A 24,400-nucleotide genomic window follows, 5' to 3' on the forward strand; every position below is an offset into this window, starting at 1 on the left:
AAACAAGGAACCCTTCCAGCAAATGCTATGCTGAAAGGGTTCCTTGTTTTTGATTCCATGCAGCAACTAGCCGCTGCCTACAATTGAAACGCCACCGTAACCTCGGTACCTTCACTAAGTGTTAATTGAATGTATTTCCCGCGTAAGTCCTGTTGTACATCCGCTCTACCCCCGTTGATCTTGGCCTCAGTCCAAGATAGTCCTGCCCTTATTCGGATGGCATTCTCATTCTTGCTGGAACGTAGTACTACATGCACCGTTTTGGCGGTAAGATTCCAGGATAATGCCTTGACTTCGACCCAGGTTCTGGCCATAAGCCCATGTATAGAACCCTTTGTCCAATCGGAAGGCAAAGCCGGAAGGACCTCTATTTCACCCGTATTCGAGAATAGCAGCGCTTCATTAATGGCTCCCACAGTACCGAAGGAGGTATCCGTGCAATAACAATTACATCTTCTGTTTGAATCATGATCTGTCATTAAGGAGCTGTAATAACCCGCATCCCTCATCATGGGAAGAAGTGCCGCGAGCACTCCGTCACCATTGTTCAGCCTGGCTTGAACTAGCGCCTTATGCATCCAACCATGCCCGGCGGTATCGTCGGCAGTATTAAATCGTTCTCTATTGTCAACCGCAATCTTTGCAGCCCGCTTTAACTCCGGATCGGTTTGTGTTTCATAGGCTGGCCATGCCACATAGAGATGGCTCAAATGCCGATGATTGTTATTTTCCGTGTAATCACTCATGGCCCATTCGCGCAAAGCACCATCATAGTCATATTTATAATCCGGCAGCAACCCAAGCAATGCGGTCCACTTAGCTATGGCTGTCTCATAACCATCGCGCTTGACTGCCTTTTCCAGGGAGATAACCATAGATAGACCATCCCGTGCAGCTGAAATGTCCATGGTGGCATTCGCCGTGATTGTGCTGTTATATCCGATGGGGTGATTCTCTGGAGAATATGTGGGAATAATCAGGTATTTCTCTCCTGAATGCAAAGTCTTTTTGTCATCCTGGTAGCATGCCTTGCCGTTGACGTCCATGTAATATTCCGGTGTGCAGAGCTGCTGCCAAAAGTTTGCCTGCTTGGTAAGCAAGGGAAGCAGAATATCCTCTGCAAGATCCAGATAGCCTTTGTCCAACAGCTGTGTGAACTCCTCATCACTCATGCCTCCATCTTGTACACTCAGGATGGTCTGTAGTTCATGAATGCGCATATTCTCATGCAGCGGTATCTTTTGGTTGCCGTAACACTGCCAGTATTCATAGATGGGCAGAAGGCACCAGCTTGCCCCAGCGTTCCAGTATTCGAACGGATAATCATTGTCATATTCCACATGCATCCCGCGGTCGCCGTCAGAGTTAACGGAAACCTGCAGTGCATCGTGCATCCCGTACGCCATCCGCGCATTGTATTCAAAGTCGGGAGTGTTTCTCAGGAAAAATGTAATATATCCGAGCTGTGCTTGCGTTAAATGGCCTGTATTCATGGAAGCAACCTGCAGGTTCACATTAGCATCAAGCGTATAAATACCACGCCAGCCAGGATTCCACTCCCCGGTCCACATTCCATATAAGCGTGGTGCACTGGTACCGCTGCAACAGATCATGGCATACCGTCCCTGGTTATACACCTGCTCCAGAAAAGCATGATTGACTCTTTCCGGAGTTGATTTTTGCGTAGTGATTAAGGTCTGGTTGTCTGAATTTTTGTAGTGCTCATCGCCATCAATACTGAAGCTCACTGCATTAAACTCTGCTGAATGCTTCCTCGCATGGGCTGCCAGAGCCGCATCATAATTGAATTGACCGTCTGAGGCCAAATATTTGTGCACAACCGCATTGATATCTTGATAGAGCTGGTCTACGATATTGTATTGTGTCATTTCAGCAAATTCTTCGATTCTTCCCATAGAATGAGTTCTGCTTGAGCGCGTAATTAAATATACGGCATCAGCGTTCATAATCTGAATTACCGGATTGGGTTCTCGCCCAACATTGATCCGTTCATGACTGCCAGCCATCAGCATTCTCGTCCGGGTTCCGTTGACAACAACAATTTGAGTCAAGCCGGCATATCCGCCGTAAGCTAGTTCACTTCCCTGATACACAGGATAGTGTGCAACCTGGGCGAGATAATTCGCACCGGAGTCCACCAGCTTCTTATATTGCAGCTCCTTCAGCTCGATATGGCCTTCGTTCGCTCCGCTTATTGTGGAGATGTCATCAATGGAGAGGGTTAGATTAATTTTTGTGCCTATAGAAGATGCTGTGATCTTGGTAAAAGTCACATTATCCTCACGGGACGTAAAGGAGGTGCGGACCCATTCCCCATTCTCATCGCTGTAGCGTATCCCAGTCTCTGCTGTTTCATAATTCGTCCATCTCTCATAACCACTCAGACTTCCTTGGGAAGGTATACTGAACCGGAGTTGGTGTCCAGGATGGTAGCTATAATAGAAGGTTCTTCTCCTTGTGGCTCCGGTTTTATTCGTAACCTTCCATTTATCGTTCTGCTTAAAAACATTCTGTCTGGCATCAGCCAGCTGCTCCGTCAATTCTTCCGGAATCACTCTTGGATCCTTGGAAGGATAGTTAAAGGACATATTCTGAAAAATAAAACTGTCCGTATACGGCGAACCTGAAGTAATATATCCGTTCTCCCCGTTTCCGCTAACCATCCCCTCCCGCCATGCATTTCCGGGATTAACAGCGGGTACTTCCGTGTAGGCGTTCGCATAATTTCCTTTCTTATACAAGCGTATTGTTTCAGGTAAACTGGTCATAAGGTCTCCTCCTGATCTGTTTGGGCTGCAGTTATTAACATTACGCCGAATTTCAGTAATAATTATATCAATCGAGACTGGGATTCGTTATCCTGAGAGATGACAAGGAAGAGGGAAGCATGTCGCATTTTTACAAGGGGAGAGTTAGATCGCATGAAATTACCTCATATTAACACCGGAAATCTGGATATCAAGCTGACTCTTGGCGCAGTAGTATTGAACGTATTGTATGTTAGGTTCGGGTATTTCCACAGTCCTATGCCTGAACACAGCCATAGCCAGGGAAGCTACGAGCTGCATTTTATTCCAACCGGCCAAGGTATTCTGAATGCACAAGGAAACCGTTACGCAATCACACCCGGCACGTTATTTGTAACCGGTCCAGATGTCGTTCACGAGCAGATTCCGGATCTGGAAGACCCGATGGCGGAATACTGCATTTTCTTTGAGATATTGCCCAGCAATTCCATATCGCCGAATGTCAAACGTTCCTCCGCAAGCGAGCCGTCTCTCCCCGAATTGTTGGTATCCACCCCCTTCTGGATTGGGCAGGAGGATGGAAAAACGCTCAAATTGTTCCAAATGCTTGCTGAAGAGCTTTCCCTTCAACAAATCGGCGTCCATCATATGGCGACCAACATTCTTGAGATGATTGTCATTTGTTTGTTAAGACATTACAGCGAGAATCACACGACCCTACCGTCCCTTCCACTGAAGACTCTGGATGACAGCAGACTGCTTATGATTGAGAACAGCTTTTTATACCGCTACAGCTCCATCAGCCTGCAACAGCTTGCTAACGAACTGGGGCTAAGCACAAGACAGACCGAACGAATGGTTCATAAGCAATACGGCATGTCCTTCAAAGATAAGAAGCTGCAAGCACGAATGGTCGCCGCTTCAAGGCTTCTACTCTCAACGGAAACCTCCATCGGCCTAATCGCAGCACAAGTCGGTTTCGCAACACCGGAACAATTCAGTAATGTATTCAAAAAATATTTTGGAATGACAGCCACTGCATACAAAAGGAGGCGTTGAAACGAAGCTAACACCAGTTAGATTACAGCATTCTTCGAATGATTTAGCATCTCCACCGGTTTCATTCCTGTACAAAGATGCCCTTTATCTCTTCAATGAATTACAGTTTTCGTCTCCTGCTTAATTCGATTCTTCATTTACATTATCTTTTTTCAGTTCTGTACTAGAGTAAAGGGCTGGTGTAACCCAGCCCCTCCTCATCAAACCGTACGTGAGGTTTTCCCTCATACGGCTTTCCGATGTTCGTCATTCATGGGCATGCAGATTACAATAGCGTTTTGAGTCCACACTTATTGGCCATATACTTGACCTCCGGGAATACACTCATCCATCTCCTCCGGTGTCTCTTCTTTGCATACCACCGGGTGAAACGCTGCAAAATATACCAATCCAGTTTGGCTAACCTCTTTTGGCTGTAGTTCGTGTAGTAATAATTTCTCCATCCCTGTATCTTTGGATTGAGCCATTCCACGTGTTCCTCAAACGATTTCCAGCGCATTCCGGGCGGGGCTAATCTGTCTTTGACCACGCCTCGGATTCGTTCCTCTGCTTTCTTCGTTAGCCACTGCTGAGTGGTATAGTACACCTTTCCTTGAGAGGTTTCTGCTTTTGTTTTCCGGTGATGCATCCCTAAGAAGTCGAAGCCTTCGTCTCCTGTCCATAAGCCGACGATGCGGGTTTTAGTTGGATGTAGGGTGAGCTCCAGACGTTCCATAATTCTGCGTATGAGTTCATACGCATGTTCGGCGTCCTTTTTCGTTTTACAGACCACCACTAGATCGTCTGCATACCTTGTCAACTCTCGTACTCCACTTCCGTGTTTCTCCCACATTCGGTCAAAGTAGTTCAGATAGATATTTGCCAGAAGCGGAGAAATCACTCCACCTTGCGGTGTGCCTAAATCGGTTCGCCTTACGTTTCCTTCTTCCATAACCCCCGCGTGAAGCCACTTACGTATGAGTTTCAAGATCCGCCTGTCATTGATGCGCATTTGGATCAACTTCATGAGCTTCTCTTGATTAATGTTGTCAAAGTAGCCTTGGATATCGACGTCGACTACCCAATTTCCTTTGCGGTTGCAGGCTTTCCGGATTCGCTCCAGCGCTCCTTTGGCACTTCGTTTCGGACGAAATCCGAAGGAGACTTCTTCGAAATCTGCTTCAAAGATCGGTTCAATAACGAGTTTGGTTGCCATCTGCACCACTCGGTCGCGCACGGTGGGGATGCCCAGCGGTCTTGGTTTCCCGTCTTTCTTTGGGATATAGTGCCGCCGTACAGGCTGTGGGTGGTAGTTACCATCCTTTAATGCTCGCTCGCAGTCTTTGAGAAATTGCACTTCTCCTTGTTTCTCAATATCCGCCAGCGTCACCGCATCTACTCCGGCAGCCCCTTTGTTCGCTTTCACCCGTTTCCAGGCTTCGCATAGCACATCCCAGCGGTAGACTTTGTCGTACAGCGCATGGAATTTACGCTTGTTGTTCTCCTTGGCCGCATGACCTAGCTTTTCTTGGAGTTCTTGAACTTTTTCCTTGGGTGTCGTTAGCCTACTGGCATTCACTCACTCGTACCTCCTCCAAAAAAACACAAACAAAGCAGGGCTCCTTCCCTACCTAAGGTTATGTTGTCCTTAGGTTCTTCGGTACTATGAGCCCCTCGGACTCCCTTCCCACAGACGGTTCACTTCGTCTTCTGGACTTATAGAGCGTCTCTTTACGGGTTCCTAAAAAAAAAAATTCTCCCGTGTGGGGGAGGGTCTCCCCAGTTCACTGCACTATCTTTCAATCCATGCCGTTCCCCTTACGCCGGAGGGTTCTTCACTGTTGTTCCAAGTTCTGCACAGTTTCCTTGGCCTTCGTCTATATTCACGAGACTCGGCATCCTCTTTTCCCCTTTGCAGGGCCTTTTTGACGACTCGGCAGGATTCACTTCATGTTGCGGCCTGGATTGTCGCTCGCCCTGTCTCAGACAGGTACTTTTGTCGATGCGCTTTTACACACAGATTTCGCCATGTGCAAGCATCCTAGCTACCAAGATGGCTTGGCCCCTCCTTGGGTTGGACTTTCACCAACTAGATAATGCGTGCCTCTGGGCACGCTGTATAGAAAAGACGCATTCAGTTGAATGCGCCCTTCACTATGAATATGGATGCCGAGGACGGGGGTCGAACAAGTAATGTACTCACTTTCCGCAGGATTTTAAGTCTTGAAGTAGCTACTTTAGCCCCTTTTCTACACCACAGAAAGATCGCACATAAATCCTTTAACCACGCGGGTTAACGGCTGTTTTTTGTTCAAAACACTTCTACGTTCAGGGAATGGGATATGCAGCCATGTTAGCAAAAATGTTAGCAGAAAGATTCAATTAGGTGCATTGTACTTTTGCTCTTTTTTCACATCCTATTCAAATATTTTTTGAGTGATGTCCAAATGAGCACACTCGAATGTAATCCACAGACATATGCTAGCTTCTTCCCTAAGAGAAAAGCCCAATAGTTACTTTATTACTTTATAAACAATAAAATGGCCTCATTATCTAATTTAATCACATAGGAGCTAATGAATATCAAGGTATTGTGAATCCAGATCAAAACGAATTATGTACATGGCTAAAACTTGTACTTTCACCGCACATCTTACCCCTATGATTAAATTTTTGATTTTACAATTTTATCTCCATTAACAAAGTATACTGATAATGAATCTTTCAAATCCAAATATACCATTTTAACTCCACAATCTACCCAATCTTCTGTATCATTGGAGTATTTAGGATTAAACAATAATATTTCTTTTTTATCACTCTTATTAATTTCAAAAGTTGTTCTAGAAATTTGTCCAAAATAACTAATATTTTCGAAATGCACGATTACATTAGGAATAACTTTAGAGTCGTTAAAAACAAACATGATCTCATCCCACAAATTTTCGAAAGGCGTGTGATGAAAACCAAAAAGACTCTTAATTCTTATTAACCAAGCAATATCTTTAAAATATGCAAGAGTAATTCCTAAAATAAATGAAACGAGTAATAATATAGGGAGATAAATAATCAATAATTTAGATGATTCAAAAGACCATTTATGATTTGTAATATCACTTAAAAGTGTATTTACGCTTTTATTGTAAATATAAAGCATTAATGTTGTATAAATCCCATGAATAAATAAAGTAAACGCTATACTAGAAACAGTCATATCAAAAGCATTCTGTTTTTTAGTTGGTATAAGGTAAGTAAACGTCTTTATAGTTATAAATCCAGGGACAAGAAGGACCACAATAAATACTAACTGCGCAAATGTTGGAGTCATTCATTTGGCTCCTTATCGTTCTCAACTGTAGTATCTTTTTCCTTTTTAAGATAAGGTCGTTTAATAAAAATAAGCTTTTTTTCTTGTTCCTCATTATCCTCTGTTACGTCAAATTTAATGCTTGAACCAGTTGCATGTGAACGTTTTTCTTTGTCATCTTTCACACTCGTCACCCTCATTCTGCTTCGATTTTTATATTGATCCTTTGTTGAATTTCATTTGCAATTCTTATCTTAGAATAAATTTCTATATCTTTTTTTATAGCCTCAAATGAAACAGTTAAAGAATAAGGTACCTTAGCGTCAGGTTCAGTATTCCAACCGACGTGACCAATTACTGCAAGACAAAAACCGCTAGTAAACTCATCTGCCTTAATTATTGTCCAGTCCTTTTGAAGCGTTCCACTACTCCGACTAACTCCCTTAATCTGTCCATGCCTTTCTTGCTCACCTATAAACCAAGACATAGAGCTAGCTTCAACTTCATCTTCTGTAGAGATTTCATCATCAGATAGTTCAGTCACTCTTTCAAGAAATGCATCCATAGACTCATTTTTTTTACTTGTTTTCCAATCAAGCCATGTCGATAAATATCTTCTTTTATTTCTTCTCGTTCTTCTTGGCTGTGCTTTATAAGATAGTGTAACATCAATTCTAATATCATAATCTCCAGCAGGATTTCTAACATCTTCTGGAATTTTAATCTCATAAATATGTACTTGTCTAGCTTTTATGTAAGTAATTCCATTCGTAATAAGCGTGATTCTGTAAGGTGAATTTCTTGTTGCTCTATCAATGTCCGGTATTCCATAACCAATATGTCTTATTACATTCAATTTATTAGGACTCTTCTCAGCCCAATCTGGCCATTTTGCCGATTGAATTAAAAGTGCTCTATATAAAAGAGTAGACTCGTTGGGAAAAAGAGAAGCAATTTGTGCTACAATATGAGTGGCTTTAGGAGCTGCAAAGGAAGTCCCAATACCATCTCTCCCTATCATACTGCCACCAAATTTAGTAGATCTAACAAGTTCAGGGCTTAAGTCTTTCTGAATAGTTAAACTCGGAGGAGAGCTATTATCATAAGCGAAGTCTCCACCATATTCTACAATTTCTGGTTTTATGACATTCCAAATTCCCAATCCTGAACATGAAAACGCGGAAGGTTTGGTTCTACTTGCATATGAATTTATAATGCCCTTCATTTCTCCAAGAGCTACAGAACCCACAGTAACAGCCTGTAAACTTTGGCCAGGGTCTGCTATTCTACTTGAATCTTCCAATAAGTATTCTGGATATAATCTACCTGCAATATGATGGTCAATAATTCCAAGTCTTTGATTACTTGTTTTTTTTGGTCTATATCTATCAAGATTACCTCCAGAAATAATAAAAAGAACATCATTGTTCCAAGATATATTATCAATAGAAGAAGCCCATGAACTCATGTGAACCAGCCTACATGGGAAGAGAGAGTTAATTGATTGATTGTAAATCCTAGTTCTTCCTTCACCATTATAATAATAATCTACAATTTCCTCTAAAAGTCTTGGAGGAAATAAATTTCTGGGAAGATTATTATCATCGTCAAGAACTCTAGCATTTTGAATCCAGCATACAGGTGTTACTTTAGGCAATACTGGTAAGCCATTAGGATATAAAATTGCTCCTGCTACTCTAGTTCCATGACCGCTTGGCTTTACTCCATCAGAAACTTGAGTTGGTGAATCAACCCAACTTTTCGATGATATGTCGTGTATTGCTTTACGTAGCAGTATATGTCTTTCTTGAATACCACTATCGATAACACAAACGTAAGGTGCTTCTGCTTCAGGAGCAGTTATTATTAGTTCCTCAGTTTCATCTTCATTTTCCTCAACGTCAGAAAAATAAGGTAATCCAGTATCATGAACTTCGGCTACATCAAAGCAAAATGGATAGTTTAAAACTATGTCACGCAATCCTTTACCAGAAATTGAAATTCTACAAGTAAAGCTATCAGGAAGTTGAGAGGTGCTTTCTGAACAGCCTTCATATAATTCAATAAGATTCCCTTTATATTTTGACACAATTGATTTTATTTGTTCAGCTCTTTCAATAGCAATCCTGTGCCAGTTATTATAAGCAATCTCTCTTTTCTTTTCCCATTTCTGTAATGATTTTTCAAAATTTTTTAATTTCAATTTATTGGGATATGCTGGAATGATCTCTGTTCCAAGACATGCTATACCTAAATCGATAGTAAATACATCACTATCCTTTATTTTCGGCCATTCTTCATAAAGTTCAGGTGAAAGAATATTTTCAGGTTTCCATCCAACTCCGTAGGATATTTCCCATAGACCAGCTGCCTTATTTTCTTTTTTTGAAATAAAATTTTGAATTTTTATATTCAAATCATGAAGAGTGACGTCTGCCGAGGCACCAAGTATGAATCCTTCTTCCAGTTCACTAATAACCTCTACTCCAAACACTCGCAAATCTTCAAGGGGCAAATTAACAGGATCAATTTTCAAGTAAAGAGAAATTGCTTCTGGTAGATCAGGAAGATTGCCCTTAATCCTATCGTTTTTTGAATCTTGAAAATCTTTCTTTATGCTCAACAAAGAATTATTTAGAGTACCTGCATGTTGCATTCTGTTAACTTTATTGTATTCTGTTATAGGATTTTCTTTTCTACCCCCACCGGGAGGTTTTTTTGGTTTCGCATCCTTTATAAGTTTTATTGCTACATGTGAAAATTCACCAGCATTCCTCATCTTGCTCCTCCATTATCAACAATTGCCTGAACCAAATCTTTAGTTGTAATAATGTCTTTACCTTCTATAATTACTTTTTTTGCAGCATCTTTACTAGATCTTACCATCTGTGCAGAGGAAAATCCATTAGCTTTTTCAATAACATCTTCCCAATTAATTTGGTGAGCACTTATTGATGTTAATGTCATTTTGACTAATCTAATTAATTCGTCAGGGCCTGGTTTCGGTATCTCAAAAACATCGTCGAATCTTCTCCAAACAGCTGGATCTAATTGTTCATCTAAATTAGTTGCTGCAACAAGTAAACCTGGGGCATTATATTCATCCAGAAGTTGTAAAAAGCTGTTTACTACTCGCTTAATCTCACCGACTTCTTGACTTGTCTTTCTAGATTGTGCTAACGAATCAACTTCATCGAAAAATAAAAGGCATGGGGCAGCAGTAGCCACGTCCATTATTTTCCTTAAATTAGTAGATGTTTCACCTAAATATGAAGAAACAATTGAGTCAAATCTAACTTTTATAAAAGGCAACCCAGTATTCCACGCCAATCTTTGAGCCCCAAGGGTTTTTCCACAACCTGGTAATCCATAGAGTAGAATCTTTTTTCTTGGTTCTAATCCATACAAGGCTAACCTATCCCGTGCTGCATACTCTTTTTCTATTCTGATGAATCGTTCTTCAATCTCACTCGGAAGTACCATCTCATGTTCCAATTTATCTGTTTCAATGTAAGTCCCTAATGGAAGATCCTGTCTATTGCTATTAGGAAGTGTACTAAGCTTTTTCTCAGAAACTCTGTCACTAAAGTCATTGGCTTCATTATTTGAGGAAACGTCTTTATTAACAGACAAAATAATATTCAAATCTCTTGCAAGGTTAGTATGACCTTTTTTATTTTCATCATCTATTATCAATTTAGCAATTTTACGGAGGTCTTCTTTATTCCCATTTGATATTGTTTTAAATAATCTTTTTAATAACGCAGCATTCATAGAAAACATGCTCCTTAAAGTACATTTTTGAACAATTCACTTTAACTGTACATTTAGTAAAAATGAAATCGTATGCTATAAACAAATCCCCCTCCTTAATAAGAAATAATTAAGTTGTCCCTAAATAATTCTTTACATATCGCTGATTTTTAAACTTAAAAAAAGTAGAAACCTTTAAACGTAAAATACTCTCTCTTACTTATATATTATAACCATAGAAGACAAGAAGTTCTTACAAAAGTTTCTATCACTAAGTTGGATATTTAAGGAAAGAGGAGAGCAAAATGAAAGAATACTCATTTAACGAGTTGGAGAATTTATTATCATCTTCACTTTGTGAAAAAAAAGGCAGTAATCTAATAAGGGAATTACTCGAGAGATTTCCAACTCTTTCAGAATTTCTTACTGTAACAGAACAGCAACTCTTAATTATTAAAGGTATTGGGCCTACAAAAGTACGTCAAATTTTATCCATAATCGAGTTAGCAAAGGTGCTGAATACGCCTACTCAAAAAAAGCATCATATAAGATGTCCAAAAGATGTATTTGATTATCTAGTATCAGATTTTAGATTCACTTCAAAAGAACACTTCATTTGCCTCTTCCTCAATACCAAGAATCGTCTTATCTATAAAGAAGTCATCTCCATAGGCTCACTTAACGCCGCTATTGTCCATCCTAGGGAAGTATTCCATGCAGCGATAAGACGCTGTAGCGCCTCGCTCATTTGCGCTCACAACCACCCGAGCGGAGACCCGGAGCCGTCCATAGAAGACGTTAATTTAACAAAACGACTCATAGCTGCTGGGGAAATCATAGGAATAGAAGTCCTTGATCATATAATTATCGGTGGTAATCGCTTCTACAGTTTGAAAGAACATGGGCATTTCTAAAGTTCACTAAACAGCTTTTATTAGCATGTCCTTCAAATAATCAGATGTAAAAACCTCTCTTAAGTGTTTTTATCCACGGTTTAACCACACTCCGTATCAATTCTCTACTATAAGCATTGATATCCATACTATATCCTGTTGAGACTCCTACCAAAAAATTCTATCGTTTGATTAGGGGTGAAGGGAAATGAACAGCATCGAATCAATTGGGGAAAATATCAAGATTTTACGGTTAAAAAATGGTTTCAGTCAGGAGCAGCTTGCACTAAGTGCAGGGGTAAACACATCTTACATTGGGCAGATCGAACGTGGAGAAAAGAACCCTACGATCAAAATACTAGAACAAATCTCGGCTGCTCTGGAGATCACCTTAGTTGACTTATTGACTTTGTATGATCCGAAGGGAGGTGTGAGAAGCGGTTGCCATCCGTCAGCTTTAACTATAACCCCTGAAACCATTAAGCAGTGTCTATTGGAAGTATTGATGGACAACACAAATATGATTATTGAAAACAAGAAAGGAACTTAATTGGAGGAAAACAATGACGAACTGGGCTTCAGGCAAGCGTACATTTGCCCAAGAACCTAAAGTCTTGGATAACCCTATAAAGGGTTATCCTTCTAACTTCCAACCTCCCAGTAGCTTCGGAGATGCCAATCTTGTACCGAACTCATCTACGAAATAAACAAAAACCCTATCCTCACCCGTGATAACATAAATGGAATCCAGTATCACCTGCGAAATTAAAGTTCCGTAAGATTCAACAAATCGCTCTTTCTGAAAATCTTGAGAGTAATACCATGAATCTGAAACTGTGACGTCAATCTGACTCCAGCTGTTATCACGCGGTTTTATCTTCAGAATTGCACCGTCTGCCTCTTTATATATTTCTTTCAGCTTTGCTGTCATTTTCTCAGCGCTTTGTTTCAACCTGTCGAAGGTATACACGACTTTATTATTGTTATCTACCACTTTATAAACAAAGTAGTTTGTGCGCCCTTCGTTATAGGTAAGGCTAGCTACAGCACCTGAAATGGACTGAGCTTTTTCTTTGGGAACTTCCTTTTTCCCCTTGTTCAGAATGATTTTAATTGTCCTGTCCTCATCAGATATTAAATAGTAGTTAATCAGAGGATACCATGACGTTTCACTGAAATTGTATTCCATTTCATTGTGCAACGTATCTGGAGTAAACAAAGGGATGCCATCACTGCTGCTCCTAAGATTTATTTCTGTTTCAGGAGACTTCATACCATTTGTACCAAAATAAACGCCCAGGAGTATTACCACTAATACACCAAACAGTGAAATCCCTTTTCCTTTATTACTCTTCATGTTCACTCTCCTAAGCTCGCATACAAAAGTGTAAGAAAAAATAAACAAAAAGAGCACCTACATAGGCACCCTCCCGGCTAATTCCCAATAATATCCTATTCCCCCGGCACATACTCAATCAACTCCGACAACCTACATTGAAACGTATCACAAAGTTTAAACAGTGTTTCCAGCTTGATAGTCTCCAGATGGGTTCCTCTATACAGCTTATTGATTGAATTCCGGCTTAACCCTGATTTCTCCATTAATTCAGTAATGTCGTCGATCTGATGCTCGGCCATTAGCATTCTTAGATTACTTTTCAACAAGAAGTTCCCCTCCAGCTATTAGTATGATTATTACAGACCACGGATTGACCTTACAGAGTTAAAATTTAACTTTACAATTAACTTCACAGAGTTATATAATAACCTTATAAAGTTAATTATTTGGAGGTGCATGGTTTGTATGAATCTTTAGAATCCTTAACCGACCCACTAATCCGTATCCGGCTTGAAAGGATGTACCGTGAACTGTTGGACCATGATCCTATTTATAAACAGCTTCTTCTAGAAAGTAGTGAGTGCTTCCGGCAACTTAGGATTGCTCTGCCAGAGGAGCAGCAAAGGACTTCATTCCTGTACGAGGATGCCCAATTATCACTTCAAGCCATTCTTGAGCGCTCCATCTATCTGCAAGGATTCAAAGATGCCCTTTATGTCTTCAATGAATTACAGATTTCGTCTCCTGCTTAAATTCGATTCTTCATTTACATTATCCTTTTTCTGTTCTGTATGTATAGAAAAGGCGCATTCGGTTGAATGCGCCTTTCACTACTATTAATATGGATGCCGAGGACGGGGGTCGAACCCGTACGGTAGTCACCTACCGCAGGATTTTAAGTCCTGTGCGTCTGCCTGTTCCGCCACCCCGGCATGTTATTGCGCGTTCTAACGCGACAAGAAATATAATAGCATGTATTAGGTGGATACGCAATAAATATTTCCTGTTTGTCCCTGTCCGCAAAAAAAATGGGCCCGGTCAGCCAAAGCTGATACGGGCCTTGCGACTCAATACTTGACTAGTGACGATCACCGGTTCTGCTTCGCATGCCAGCCAGACCCAGGAGACCGACGAGACCGAGCCAGCCCCAGTTGGAGCCTTTACCGGTGTTGCTTGTGGTGGTCGTACTCTGCGCCCGATATCTGCCGGTAGGCATGTCGTTGGACAGCGGGGAGACAGAGCTGTTGTCTCCGGTACGGATTTTGTCCTTCATGATGGATTCGGTCTTATGCATGGAATCTCTGGTCTCATTCATCATGGTGTTGCCCCGGCCGTCCATCATCCGGTCATCCATATTCCCCATGTTGCCCATCCGGCCGTCAGTAGACATGTTGTTCATGCCCGGAGCGGTGGTGCTCATAACGCCCGGAGTCGTAGTAGTCATACCGCCGGGCGCTGCGGAGATGCTACCTGCTCCGAGCAGACTCATGGACAGGACCGTACCGCAGGCAAGGCTTGTAATCAGCTTGTTCAAAATGTTGTGCCCCCTTTATGGATGTGGTTAATCGCTGATAATTTCCCCATCCGGGACAGCATCTATGCAGAGAAGTTATTCCTTCACAATGTTCACGGTCTTGCTGGACGCATTATACGTGACCTTGGCTCCAAGTGCTTCCGCAATCGCACGTACAGGCGCATAGGTTACCGCATCGTCCATGACGCCGGTCGTCAGCTTCTTTCCATTGAGCGTAATATTTACCGGGATATCCTTGTTCACCTCTGGCTCACCTCCGGTTATACGGTTTAGTGCGGCTGCACTCTGCTGGGCAGTAGGCCGTCTGCCTGCCTTCAGGTCTTGGATGCTAAGGCCGAAGCTCATTTGCAGATGAGCGTAATCCTTGAAGGAGGTCCAGTCCCCGCCCCATTCGAACCCCAGCTTCTTCCCCTCCTGCACCACCTCTTGCCAGTCTGCTACCTTGTCGCCATCCCCGTCACGTTTCATATCCCAGGACACATTCCTGCCGTCCGGCAGGAGCAGCGCAAAGTCTATTGCCAGTCCGTAATTATGGTAGCTGTCGCCTCCCCGGGCATTAGTCACTATGTCGCCCTTCTTCGTTCTTCCCTGAGCATACAGCTCATTCTGCTGCGTTATCGTACGCATTCCCTGCGTAATGAGGATCGGTACCCCCCGGTTATAACTCCGTCTAATCAGCTCATTGGCCCCCGCCAGCACAGCCGGATGCAGATTGCCAAGCTTCCCGGCCGATTTACTCTTCACTTGTTCAAAAGTCAGCATATACTCACCCCCTTATATAGTTAATGCCCCCTTTTCCCGTATTGCTTGTATGAATAACCTATATAGCCCGTAAAATTCGGATGTACTATCCGTATAATCAGAAATAAGACCCCCGGTATTCCAGGGATCTTGTTCAGCCGGATGGATTCCGCCATAACAGGCCAGAATAAGTTAGCGGACCTGTAGGTCTCAATACATGAAAGGTGGTTGAACATGGATATTCACAGCGACAGCTACAAAATAGCCGCACTTAGCGGCCAGGAGGATGTCGTGGAGGTGATCCGTCAGGCGGAATCGCAAATTGCCCGAATGACCGGGAACCCGGAAGTGACGCTGATTGCCTATGAGAAGACGGACCAGTCCAGGAACGGGAGTAACTAAGGACGCTGCTTACAGGCAGAGCCTTCATCCCTCAGACAATATAAGCCTCCACAATGTCATCTACGAGCAGCCACTTCCATTCCTCCGCCCACTGCAGCTTGAATTCCCGCGTGTGGGTGTGAATGGAGGTCACGAACCCGCTCAGCTTCCTCTGCTCCAGAGGATCATACAGCACTAGCGTTACCCGCACATGACTCCTTAGCGATAAGGCCAGTGTATGCTCAATCTCCTCCAGCTTCTGCTCGTCCAGAACCGGCTTCAGGCTATGCTAGGTCTCCCGTTCGTCCCTCCTGATCCCGCGCTTATGCTCCGTCAACATGATTCGGCTGCTCTCCCGCAGACCGCCCACTTCAAGCTTTTTGCCCATTGCAATTCCCCCACTCCGTGTGTGTATACCCCGACTGCATCATCTTGCTGCCTATGTACCGAACGTATGTTTGTATTATATCCGCAATTCTTCTTGTTAGGCAAGCAGAAATTAATGTCAGTCCAAGGACGCAGAAGGAGGGCTTTCGCTGATTAAATAAGGTTGAACTAGCACCACACCTGCATTGAAACAGCCATACTGCGGTTCTGGTAATTTCGGTAATTAGATGCCATCATTAAGGTGAAGAGTGAGAAAAGGAGTGGAGACGAAATTTATGATTAGGGCTGCAAATGTGGAGGATCGAGAGGATATTTCCAGACTATTGACGCAGTTAGGTTACCCGGATACCAGGCTTTTTATGAAAGAGAATATAGAAAGACTTCTTGCTGACCCCAATGAAGAGTTAATGGTCTATGAAGCGGAAGGATGTGTTATCGCCTGTCTTTCCCTACATTATATCCCGCAACTGGGCATGAGAGGAGATATCGCCTCCATTAGTTATCTGGTTGTGGACTCCTCAGCTAGAAGTAAGGGAATTGGACAGGAATTGGTGGAATCCGCTTCAGCTTCTGCCCGCCAAAAAGGATGTGCCAGTATCCAGGTTCATTGCCATGCCAGAAGAATAGAGGCTCATACATTTTATGAAAGACAAGGCTTCAAGGAGGCCCCTAAGTACTTCTCAAAAAGGTTGGACAAATAATTCAATCGTCAGCAAAAAGACGCCTACAGTAATGCTGTACAGCGTCTTCATCTGAATCCTTTTGCCTATAACAAGTCTTGTCTCTGCTTATTTCACTGACGTAGTCCCTGCGCTTCCAGTACCCGGTTCCTGCTTGACATCTGTGCCTGCATCTGACACGGTGCCTGTCACGGCTTGCTCCGGATCAATCAGTCCGGCGGCTTCTCTGGCTTCATTCAGCTTGGAGATGCCGTAGAGCATAGCTACGTCCGCCTGCTGATTCATCGCGTCGAATTCCTCGGCGGTCACATCGGGCGATACTGCGCTCTTGGAAGCCTTCTCCTTGATCTGATAGGCACTCTGGAAAGCGATCACCGAATCTCTAAGCAGCTTCTCGATCGTATCCGGCAGGCCACCCGCAATCTTGATATCGCTCACATGCTCTGCAAGCTGAGATGCGGTATCCTGGAAGCTGTCCACAGCCTTCTGGAATTCTTTGTCTGTCGCTTGTCCGGTGGAATAAGAGGTTAGCGTGGTGTTGAAGTTCTCTAGCGAGGATTTGCCCATTTCGTCGAATTTCGACATTTCATTGTAAAAGCTCTGTACCGTCTCCTGTACCTCTTCCGGGGACGCCGGTTCAGCACTGTTATTGCCGCAGGCACTGAGTATCATGACGGCCACTAGCAGTCCTGCAAGTAAAGCTTGTCTCATAGTTAATATCCCTCCACTTAACAGAATAATATCGATTTTTGTTAAGTGCAAATGAAATTAATGTAAAATTCGGCGTAATGAAACATATGTCAGCGGTTAAGCGTATTCACAGGGGGAAAGGGCGGTCAAGAACCCGTTGATGACTGGCAATTCCTGTTATACTATAATGAATTTATCCGTTCAAGGAGAGGAAGATCTACTTATGACTTATTGCACAGCATGTGGTGCGGAATACAAGCAAGGTGCCAAATTCTGCGGGGAATGCGGGGCAGGTACAGAAGAGGCCGGTTCTCCGGCAGCAGCACGGCGTCCGGCGGCTGGCCATAGCTCCGGTCCCGAAAAAGAATTATGGCAGGGCAAGCCTGCCGGCATCTCCGACCGTCTCAAGGGGCTGATCGGGCTGAATACCACCAAGTATACGATTACGTCCCAGCGGATTATGGTGAAGAGCGGACTGATCGGCAAGGATGTCGAAGAAATCGAGCTGCTGCGGGTCAATGATTTCTCCGTCACCCAGTCGGTGTTGCAGCGTATGCTGGGCATCGGGACGCTGATCATTTTGTCGGATGATGCTTCATCTCCACAGCTCCCCTTCTATAGAATCCGTAAGGTTCAGTCTGTCAAGGATATCCTGCGCCAAGCCGTGCGTGACGAGAAAATCGCCAACAACATCAGCTACCGCGAGCAGATCTGACGCTTCGTTGCACTTGTTAGGGAAGATAGAGGGCTCCTGCCGGAATTACGCCTTTGGCCTGGCTGGGGCTCTCCCACATCAGTACCGCCCGCGCATCCCCCTGGTTCTCATAGTACTCCACCTTCAGCTCATGCAGCTTCCCGGCAATCAGACTCACTGTGCCTTGCCGCTCCTGCCCGCTCTGCTTGATCCAGCTGTCAATAATCAGCTTCCCGTCGATCCATACCCGGATTCCGTCATCTGAATACGAATAGATCGTGTAGGTCTCACTGTAGGCAGCGCTTATTTTGCCGCTCCAGCGTACGGAGAACAGATCTGCGTGAACAGCCGGATCAGGCGCCGCCTGCCTCCAGGCGAAGTTAATATTGGCATCTGTCCGGGTGAGGGCAGGCGTACCGCTAAGCGTAATATTGTTATAGTACTGTCCATAAAGGCCCGGCTTGGGGAGTACCCCTCCTGAAGAAGCATACGCCGCAGCCTTGGCCGCATAATCATCTCTGGAGAATACGGCACTATTCCTCATAAAAGCCTGAATCACTGCATCCTTATTGCGCTCGTACAGCATCTTGCCCCAGGTCATCTGGTAGCTCCATTTGTTCTGCGTGCCTGCCAGCACAGCTGGCGGAGGAAGCTCCCCGTTCTCGCCGATGGCGATCAGCTTGCCGCGCCCCAGGTCCCAGAGTGTATCATGATGGCCCCCCTTGTAATCCCCCTCGAAAATATCCGCCGCCAGCACATCCACTCGGCCGCTGCCCGGATAATACTTCGCCGGCTCCTGACTCCACTGGTTCTTGGCATTCGGACTCCATACCCACAGCAGATTGTGCAGCTTATGATAGACGGTGTACCGCTCGAACATGATCTCCCAGAGGGTCACGAAGGAGGACTTCTGCCCCCACCAGAACCAGCCGCCGTTCATCTCATGGTACGGTCTCCAGAGTACGGGGACACCGGCGTCATTGAGCTTTTTCAGGAAAACAGCTACCTTATCCAGCTCGGCAATCATTGCCGTATACTCTGGCGTTCCCGGTGTGATGTACTTGCTGAAATTAGCTTCGCTGAGGCTCATGGAGACATTCGTCCAAGCCGGAGCCGTTCCCGGCAGGTTAGCATGATAGGTCATCGCTACGATGCCCCCGGCCTTGTGCCAGCGGATCGCACTGTCCGTTACTCCCTGCCGCTGACTGCTGATGAGCTTCTCCGTCTGATTGCCGATCGGCCCCATCTCATAACCGTGTAGTCCGGCATAGCTTCCAGCCGTATTCTTCAGCTTGTTGTTGATATCATCCGGGCTCTCCAGGTAATCATGCTGACCGCTGATCATTCCCTGGCCCTGCAGCCAGTACAGCGTCTCCAGCAGCTTCCGTGCGGGCGCCCCCAGCTCCGCGTCAGCGGGAGACATCTGTATTTTGCGAAAAGCCGCTTGCCACTGCACATCACCAATCAGCCGTGAGGCCGAATCCAGCAGGTCCCTGAGGTTACGCTGTTCCACATTTTCCACCATCCTTTTCTTGTGTTTGTACATATTATGACGAATCGTGGAACTTCAGCACGGCAAATGCACAGAATTCGGACTGTCACAATCCGGTATTCTTACGCTATACTATTCTGGGCACAGGCATTATACCCATACCCACTTACAAAGGAGCAGATATGAAAGCCAAAAAGTCCATCATCAGTCTCATTATTATTGCCCTGATCAGTCTGTCCGCCTACCTGCTGGAGGAGAACGGGCAATGGCTGCCGCAGACCCCTTCTGGTCATACTTCAGAGGTCGTGAAGCTGAAGTTCCCGGCAGACCGCTACCCGGAGACCGCAAAGCACATCCAGAAGGCCATCCGCAAGGGAGAGTCAGCCGTCTGCACCATCAACCGCAAGGAAGCGGAGGAGAACCGCAAGGCGTCTCTGAAGGGAGTCCCCACCAAGAAAGGCTATGACCGGGACGAATGGCCCATGGCCATGTGTGCAGAAGGCGGAGCCGGGGCACATATTGAGTACATAACACCCAGTGATAACCGCGGAGCGGGAAGCTGGGTCGGCAATCAGCTGGAGGCGTTCGCAGACGGTACGCGTGTGGAGTTTATTTTCAGATAAGCCGGCATGTGGGGGATGTTGTTCAATTTCACTGCGATAAAGCGTAGAATGAAATGGGATAATATAACTTAGATGGAGAGCCGGAAGTGTTCTATATCTGTTATCGGGGCAAACGGCTGTACGGCCCAATGTCCGAAGCTGAAGCCTTACAGGAATGGTTCGCGCTTGCAGGAACAATCAAGGAGCTCTATATCATTGAAACCGATTCAGCTACAGGCAGAATCAAACGCCAGATCGGGCCAACGGTCCGTGCTCATAAGAAGAAAAAGAAATAGCCCTATCCGGCACAGGCCGGACAGGGCTACACTAGCTATAGGCTGTTTCTAGAACAAACAGGCTTTTGTGATGATAACCAGCAGAATGAACAGTACCAGAATTGCACCCGTCGAAGTCCAAGGGCTTGCTACCGGAAGGATTGGAGGTCCCTGATTCACTCCACCTACGTTATTTCCACAACCGCAACCATACTCTGCTCCCATAATTAATTCCTCCTCTTGAATATTGAATACAGCACAGAATATGTGGAAATCCGCTCTGTTGCATGGGCCAATCGGCAAAGATATACCATTCACCTAACGGACAGGCGTCTAGGGGTCGATATAGAGTATGAAGCAATAGCTTCAAAACAAATGGAGGGAGGAATGCCGGATGGATATAGCTGCACTATCCGTAGTGATGAGCCAGTCATCCTTACAGCAGGCCGCAGGGCTGCAGGTGATGAGCCTTGCCAAAGAGCAGGCGCAGAGCAGTGCCCAGGATATGGTTCAGATGCTGAGTCAGGCCACGCACCCCACCTTGGGAAAAACACTTGATATTCGGGCGTAATTCCTTTATGCTTACATACATAGGAACACCCGTTCCATATTTCAGCCGGTGAAGAGTGCGCGCTGAACTGCTGCTTAGCCCTTACGGGCTTTTCTTTTGGCCAATAACACGAACATACGATCTTATATATGAGGTGATTTATTATGCAAGGCTATTATCAGATGACCGCATTAGAGAAATGGACAGAGGATCTATACCAGCGTATTGGTGTCAGCAAGCCGTCCGACATTTCCATTGATTACATAGCGAAGCGGCTCAATATCTGGGTACACTATCTCGATGTCCGCAGCAAGGCGATTGAGGCTACAGCCGGAATGTACAGCATGTTCATAGACAACCGTCTCCCTCCCGAGCTGCAGCGGCTGGAATTCCTACACGAGCTGTGTCATCTGCTGCGGCATGCCGGCAAGTCCACGCTTATGCCCGGAGTGTTCACGCAGGCGCAGAGAGATGAATCCGACCGGTTCATTCTGTATGCCTCCATGCCCTATGTCATGATCTCCGCCAATACGCTGCCCGAACTCCGTGAAGATGCCATTGCCGAGCTGGCTGTAGCATTTCAGGTGCCAATCCCCCTCGCGCTCCAGCGGATCGACCAGATCCAGCGGCGTATTTTCCAGGGGCAATTAATGGCTGTTATGGAACGTAACGAAGACAGAAATATAATCCACAGACATATTCGCTAAGCGCTGCGGGGATAATACAGACTATAGATCAGAACAAGAGATTCTACTGTAAAGGGGAGCAAGATCAACGTGGAAGCCCTGAAAGTCATTCAATTATTGCTGACTCATCCTGAATACAGCGTGGATGCCGTTCATCCTGAAATTCCGGATTTTGTGGGTATCGAGACGATTGAAGTGGACCACGTAACCCAGACCTTCTCCATCCTGCTCCAAGAGCCTAAGGAATACGGCTGAGAGCAGGATTCTACAGTATAACAATTACATAGAACAGCCCCGCTAACACGAACCGGTACAGCGCGAACCATTCCAGGCGCAGCCGCTTAATCAGCTTGATGAACGTGACTACTGCAATCATGGCTACGAGGAAGGACGTCACGAACCCGATCAGCATCAGGGTCAGCGTATCTGAACTGAGTAGATCCCTGCTGTCATAGAGGTCCAGGAGGCTTGCTCCGAACATCACCGGCACGGAGATCAGGAAGGTGAAGTCCGCAGCGGCTTTCTGGCTGGTCCCCAGCAGCAGACCGCCTGAGATCGTCGAACCGGATCTTGAGAACCCGGGCCACAGCGCCAGACACTGGAACAGCCCGATGCCGAAGGCTTGGGTATAATTAAGACCGTCTACCGTCTCTGACGTTACGGATCTCCTGCTGCGTGCAGCGAAGATCATCAATAGGCCACCGGCGATCAGACCAATGAGGACCGGCTTAGGGCCGAATAGCTGGCTCTTGATCGTGTCTTTGAAGAGCAGATACACCACCAGTGCCGGAACCATAGCCAGGATCATATGGATGGCATTCAGTCCCTTGCTCTTGGAGAAATCCAGCTTCAGCATATTTATCCCGATGTTCACATACTTTTTCCAATACAGCAGCAATACGGCCATTACCGCACCCAGCTGAATTACGATTTTGAAGGTAACCGCAGCCTCCCCCTCGAACTCCAGCAAATCCCCTGCCAGGATAAGGTGCCCGGTAGACGAGACCGGTAAGAATTCAGTCAACCCTTCAATAATCCCTAATATAATTGCTTTGATAGCTTCTGTCATTGGTGAATAGCCCCTTTCGGAAGTGAATCAATATATTTCCAGTATAAGAGGCGGAGACGGAATTCCCCATCGAATGAGCTAACAATATGGATGTTGATGTGACATAAGTGTCACGTGGGACTGGAGTCTCTTTAGTTAGTGGTTTGAGGGGCGTTCCTGTGATTTACGTGATAACCATGATAACCCCCACTCTATGATCAGGCCAAAGGCTAACCAGGAGACAAAATGAATCCCATACAGAATGAACTGGAACGCTTGCTCATTCTCCATAGAATAATGCAGTGTTGTTAGTTCAGGGTTAAAGATTAGGAGCAATGGACTGGTCAGGAACAGCAATAAGTTCTTGTCGTCTTCTCCTGACAGATTATAGAGACAGACCAGCAAAGACAGCACGGGTAGCCAGAAGCTTAGTTTTTTGAATATCGCCTTCATGGAAGACCTCCTCATTTACAAAATCATACTATCTACTTCCATAAATGTGCAACTTCACGCAATGGGCTTTCGTAAATGGATAAAGGAGCTGGTAAAAATGGTTGTTATTTTCGCTGTTCTTTTCATACTGCTTGCGATCCTGAATATCTTCTTCCCGGCCATGGGCTGGCATATGCGTTACGGCTGGATGGTCAAGGGCGGCTCCGGCCCCAGTGAAGCCTACCTCATAATGAGCAGAATCACTAGTGTGATCGTTCTTATTATCTTTTTCTTGTTCTTTTTGCCTTCGATGTTTGGTTAGGGGGATAGCAACAATTATTGAGCATTTGCGAACGCTATAAAATAAACCCGCCGGGCTTAATGAAGTGCCGGACGGGTTTATTATTTGCAAGTGTTTGAGAACGGCTTATAAAAGGCCCTTTTAAAGACATAAGAAATCATCCTAAGGTGCTTAATTAAATTTCTCAACTAATCATGTTCACAATTCCCCATTCCCACTGTTAACTGGTAAAAGCCCGTCAACCAATTAAGGTTGACGGGCTTTTGAGAATAGCACAGAGTTCTCTATACTATATTCCAAATAACAATGACTCATTTAACCCATGAGATCTTCCTGAAATTAACGAATCCTCTTGGTCTACAAAATAAAACTGTTGAATGTCTAGTTCATATTTGATTTCATTAAGGACACTCTTTATACCAGGAACCCACAACAAGGTATCTTGGCGTATGTAATTCAAAACCAATTCGTAACTGTGCTCAAACTTCTCAATATTTAGGCTATCATCCTTTTTCAGTACTGTGCGTACCTTTTCTGCTAATTCCATGTAATCAGCATCAATATGCTCTTGTCTACTAATAGCTACTGGTTTTAATTTTGACCATGCGTAGGCTCCACCAGCTACCACTTCTTCCGACCCTTCTACATATTCAATGCATGAATCATCATTAATAAAATCATTAATCCGTTCCTCTAAATCTTTAAAAGCTTGAACGAGCGTTATTATTTTTTTCATAAAGAACTCTCCTAACAAATAGTCCGTTTAATTTTTTCAATTAGCTATTACACTCTGTTACTTTTGCGAATTC

At 44.7% G+C, this 24,400-nt stretch carries 29 protein-coding genes and 1 tRNA gene; 13 read left to right on the top strand and 17 right to left on the bottom strand.

The annotated features are described in order from the left end of the window. Nucleotides 1–77 precede the first annotated feature (77 nt). Nucleotides 78–2,789, bottom strand: a complete 2,712-nt coding sequence (locus NST43_RS22195) for a glycoside hydrolase N-terminal domain-containing protein (RefSeq protein WP_339219442.1) — start codon at nucleotides 2,787–2,789, stop codon at nucleotides 78–80. Between the two features lie 153 nt (nucleotides 2,790–2,942). Between NST43_RS22195 and NST43_RS22200 the strand changes: the two genes are divergently transcribed. Next, nucleotides 2,943–3,827, top strand: a complete 885-nt coding sequence (locus NST43_RS22200; protein WP_339219443.1) for an AraC family transcriptional regulator — start codon at nucleotides 2,943–2,945, stop codon at nucleotides 3,825–3,827. Between the two features lie 265 nt (nucleotides 3,828–4,092). Here NST43_RS22200 and ltrA read toward each other — a convergent pair whose 3' ends face one another. From ltrA to NST43_RS22225, 5 genes are all read right to left on the bottom strand, one after another. Next, the gene (gene ltrA, locus NST43_RS22205; protein WP_339219445.1) at nucleotides 4,093–5,385 is read right to left on the bottom strand and encodes a group II intron reverse transcriptase/maturase; all 1,293 of its coding nucleotides are present in this window, start codon (nucleotides 5,383–5,385) and stop codon (nucleotides 4,093–4,095) included. A gap of 1,086 nt (nucleotides 5,386–6,471) precedes the next feature. Then, on the bottom strand, nucleotides 6,472–7,134 hold the full coding sequence (locus NST43_RS22210; RefSeq protein WP_339219446.1) for a DUF6338 family protein: 663 nt from the start codon (nucleotides 7,132–7,134) through the stop codon (nucleotides 6,472–6,474). Further along, nucleotides 7,131–7,298, bottom strand: coding sequence for a hypothetical protein (locus NST43_RS22215; protein ID WP_339219447.1), 168 nt, complete (start codon nucleotides 7,296–7,298; stop codon nucleotides 7,131–7,133). The genes NST43_RS22210 and NST43_RS22215 overlap by 4 nt, the downstream gene beginning before the upstream one ends. An 11-nt stretch (nucleotides 7,299–7,309) precedes the next feature. After that, nucleotides 7,310–9,892: a S8 family peptidase gene (locus NST43_RS22220; RefSeq protein WP_339219448.1), complete on the bottom strand. Its 2,583-nt coding sequence runs from the start codon at nucleotides 9,890–9,892 to the stop codon at nucleotides 7,310–7,312. Further along, a complete protein-coding gene (locus NST43_RS22225; protein WP_339219449.1) occupies nucleotides 9,889–10,887 on the bottom strand; it encodes an ATP-binding protein in 999 nt (332 codons plus the stop codon). The genes NST43_RS22220 and NST43_RS22225 overlap by 4 nt, the downstream gene beginning before the upstream one ends. Before the next feature lie 284 nt (nucleotides 10,888–11,171). On the opposite strand from NST43_RS22225, the gene radC reads away from it, so the two are divergent. Together radC and NST43_RS22235 are read left to right on the top strand one after the other, a co-directional pair. Continuing rightward, entirely contained in the window at nucleotides 11,172–11,780 is a 609-nt protein-coding gene (gene radC / locus NST43_RS22230; protein ID WP_339219451.1) for a DNA repair protein RadC, read from the top strand. A gap of 187 nt (nucleotides 11,781–11,967) precedes the next feature. Beyond that, nucleotides 11,968–12,309, top strand: coding sequence for a helix-turn-helix transcriptional regulator (locus NST43_RS22235; RefSeq protein WP_339219453.1), 342 nt, complete (start codon nucleotides 11,968–11,970; stop codon nucleotides 12,307–12,309). A gap of 84 nt (nucleotides 12,310–12,393) precedes the next feature. Here the strand turns inward: NST43_RS22235 and NST43_RS22240 are convergent, their stop codons facing one another. Further along, a complete protein-coding gene (locus NST43_RS22240; RefSeq protein WP_339219455.1) occupies nucleotides 12,394–13,116 on the bottom strand; it encodes a hypothetical protein in 723 nt (240 codons plus the stop codon). Nucleotides 13,117–13,211: 95 nt separating this feature from the next. Continuing rightward, a complete protein-coding gene (locus NST43_RS22245) occupies nucleotides 13,212–13,403 on the bottom strand; it encodes a helix-turn-helix transcriptional regulator (RefSeq protein WP_339225501.1) in 192 nt (63 codons plus the stop codon). Nucleotides 13,404–13,559: 156 nt separating this feature from the next. Between NST43_RS22245 and NST43_RS22250 the strand changes: the two genes are divergently transcribed. Continuing rightward, nucleotides 13,560–13,850, top strand: a complete 291-nt coding sequence (locus NST43_RS22250) for a hypothetical protein (RefSeq protein ID WP_339219456.1) — start codon at nucleotides 13,560–13,562, stop codon at nucleotides 13,848–13,850. Nucleotides 13,851–13,944: 94 nt separating this feature from the next. Here the strand turns inward: NST43_RS22250 and NST43_RS22255 are convergent. The 3 genes from NST43_RS22255 to NST43_RS22265 all read right to left on the bottom strand — a co-directional run bounded on the left by NST43_RS22255 (nucleotide 13,945) and on the right by NST43_RS22265 (nucleotide 15,394). Further along, a tRNA-Leu gene (locus tag NST43_RS22255) sits at nucleotides 13,945–14,030 on the bottom strand. Nucleotides 14,031–14,176: 146 nt separating this feature from the next. Then, a complete protein-coding gene (locus NST43_RS22260) occupies nucleotides 14,177–14,632 on the bottom strand; it encodes a WGxxGxxG family protein (RefSeq protein WP_339219457.1) in 456 nt (151 codons plus the stop codon). Nucleotides 14,633–14,707: 75 nt separating this feature from the next. Next, nucleotides 14,708–15,394 (bottom strand): M15 family metallopeptidase, encoded by a 687-nt coding sequence (locus NST43_RS22265; RefSeq protein WP_339219459.1) that lies wholly within the window; start codon nucleotides 15,392–15,394, stop codon nucleotides 14,708–14,710. 213 nt (nucleotides 15,395–15,607) lie between these two features. Here NST43_RS22265 and NST43_RS22270 point away from each other — a divergent pair, with 213 nt between their 5' ends. Continuing rightward, nucleotides 15,608–15,775, top strand: a complete 168-nt coding sequence (locus NST43_RS22270; RefSeq protein ID WP_339219460.1) for a hypothetical protein — start codon at nucleotides 15,608–15,610, stop codon at nucleotides 15,773–15,775. Nucleotides 15,776–15,806: 31 nt separating this feature from the next. Here NST43_RS22270 and NST43_RS22275 read toward each other — a convergent pair whose 3' ends face one another. Further along, nucleotides 15,807–16,037: a YolD-like family protein gene (locus NST43_RS22275; RefSeq protein WP_339225502.1), complete on the bottom strand. Its 231-nt coding sequence runs from the start codon at nucleotides 16,035–16,037 to the stop codon at nucleotides 15,807–15,809. A 364-nt stretch (nucleotides 16,038–16,401) separates the two neighbouring features. On the opposite strand from NST43_RS22275, the gene NST43_RS22280 reads away from it, so the two are divergent. Beyond that, nucleotides 16,402–16,842, top strand: a complete 441-nt coding sequence (locus tag NST43_RS22280; protein WP_339219462.1) for a GNAT family N-acetyltransferase — start codon at nucleotides 16,402–16,404, stop codon at nucleotides 16,840–16,842. Between the two features lie 87 nt (nucleotides 16,843–16,929). On the opposite strand, the gene NST43_RS22285 is transcribed toward NST43_RS22280, so the two are convergent. Beyond that, nucleotides 16,930–17,532 (bottom strand): hypothetical protein, encoded by a 603-nt coding sequence (locus tag NST43_RS22285; RefSeq protein ID WP_339219463.1) that lies wholly within the window; start codon nucleotides 17,530–17,532, stop codon nucleotides 16,930–16,932. Nucleotides 17,533–17,734: 202 nt separating this feature from the next. On the opposite strand from NST43_RS22285, the gene NST43_RS22290 reads away from it, so the two are divergent. After that, nucleotides 17,735–18,226, top strand: coding sequence for a PH domain-containing protein (locus tag NST43_RS22290; protein WP_209988226.1), 492 nt, complete (start codon nucleotides 17,735–17,737; stop codon nucleotides 18,224–18,226). Nucleotides 18,227–18,242: 16 nt separating this feature from the next. Here the strand turns inward: NST43_RS22290 and NST43_RS22295 are convergent, their stop codons facing one another. Continuing rightward, entirely contained in the window at nucleotides 18,243–19,718 is a 1,476-nt protein-coding gene (locus NST43_RS22295; protein WP_339219466.1) for a glycosyl hydrolase, read from the bottom strand. A 161-nt stretch (nucleotides 19,719–19,879) separates the two neighbouring features. Between NST43_RS22295 and NST43_RS22300 the strand changes: the two genes are divergently transcribed. The 5 genes from NST43_RS22300 (at nucleotide 19,880) to NST43_RS22320 (ending at nucleotide 22,065) form a co-directional block, all read left to right on the top strand. Then, complete coding sequence (locus NST43_RS22300) at nucleotides 19,880–20,320, top strand: NucA/NucB deoxyribonuclease domain-containing protein (RefSeq protein WP_339219467.1); 441 nt, start codon at nucleotides 19,880–19,882, stop codon at nucleotides 20,318–20,320. Between the two features lie 86 nt (nucleotides 20,321–20,406). Then, a complete protein-coding gene (locus NST43_RS22305; protein WP_209988216.1) occupies nucleotides 20,407–20,595 on the top strand; it encodes a hypothetical protein in 189 nt (62 codons plus the stop codon). 373 nt (nucleotides 20,596–20,968) lie between these two features. Next, nucleotides 20,969–21,145, top strand: a complete 177-nt coding sequence (locus tag NST43_RS22310) for a YjfB family protein (RefSeq protein ID WP_076076056.1) — start codon at nucleotides 20,969–20,971, stop codon at nucleotides 21,143–21,145. A 143-nt stretch (nucleotides 21,146–21,288) separates the two neighbouring features. Beyond that, nucleotides 21,289–21,831 carry an ImmA/IrrE family metallo-endopeptidase gene (locus NST43_RS22315; protein WP_209988212.1) on the top strand — a complete coding sequence of 181 codons (543 nt, stop codon included), beginning with the start codon at nucleotides 21,289–21,291 and terminating at the stop codon, nucleotides 21,829–21,831. A gap of 69 nt (nucleotides 21,832–21,900) precedes the next feature. After that, complete coding sequence (locus tag NST43_RS22320; protein ID WP_155991360.1) at nucleotides 21,901–22,065, top strand: hypothetical protein; 165 nt, start codon at nucleotides 21,901–21,903, stop codon at nucleotides 22,063–22,065. A 10-nt stretch (nucleotides 22,066–22,075) separates the two neighbouring features. Here the strand turns inward: NST43_RS22320 and NST43_RS22325 are convergent, their stop codons facing one another. Together NST43_RS22325 and NST43_RS22330 are read right to left on the bottom strand one after the other, a co-directional pair. Continuing rightward, nucleotides 22,076–22,879, bottom strand: coding sequence for an undecaprenyl-diphosphate phosphatase (locus NST43_RS22325; RefSeq protein ID WP_339219471.1), 804 nt, complete (start codon nucleotides 22,877–22,879; stop codon nucleotides 22,076–22,078). A gap of 135 nt (nucleotides 22,880–23,014) precedes the next feature. Then, entirely contained in the window at nucleotides 23,015–23,311 is a 297-nt protein-coding gene (locus NST43_RS22330) for a hypothetical protein (protein WP_339219473.1), read from the bottom strand. Nucleotides 23,312–23,408: 97 nt separating this feature from the next. Between NST43_RS22330 and NST43_RS22335 the strand changes: the two genes are divergently transcribed. Further along, nucleotides 23,409–23,612: a DUF6199 family natural product biosynthesis protein gene (locus NST43_RS22335; protein ID WP_339219475.1), complete on the top strand. Its 204-nt coding sequence runs from the start codon at nucleotides 23,409–23,411 to the stop codon at nucleotides 23,610–23,612. Between the two features lie 268 nt (nucleotides 23,613–23,880). On the opposite strand, the gene NST43_RS22340 is transcribed toward NST43_RS22335, so the two are convergent. After that, the gene (locus NST43_RS22340) at nucleotides 23,881–24,327 is read right to left on the bottom strand and encodes a hypothetical protein (protein ID WP_209988200.1); all 447 of its coding nucleotides are present in this window, start codon (nucleotides 24,325–24,327) and stop codon (nucleotides 23,881–23,883) included. Nucleotides 24,328–24,400: the final 73 nt, after the last annotated feature.

Source organism: Paenibacillus sp. FSL H8-0332, assembly GCF_037963835.1.
Lineage (GTDB): Bacteria > Bacillota > Bacilli > Paenibacillales > Paenibacillaceae > Paenibacillus_AQ > Paenibacillus_AQ rhizoplanae.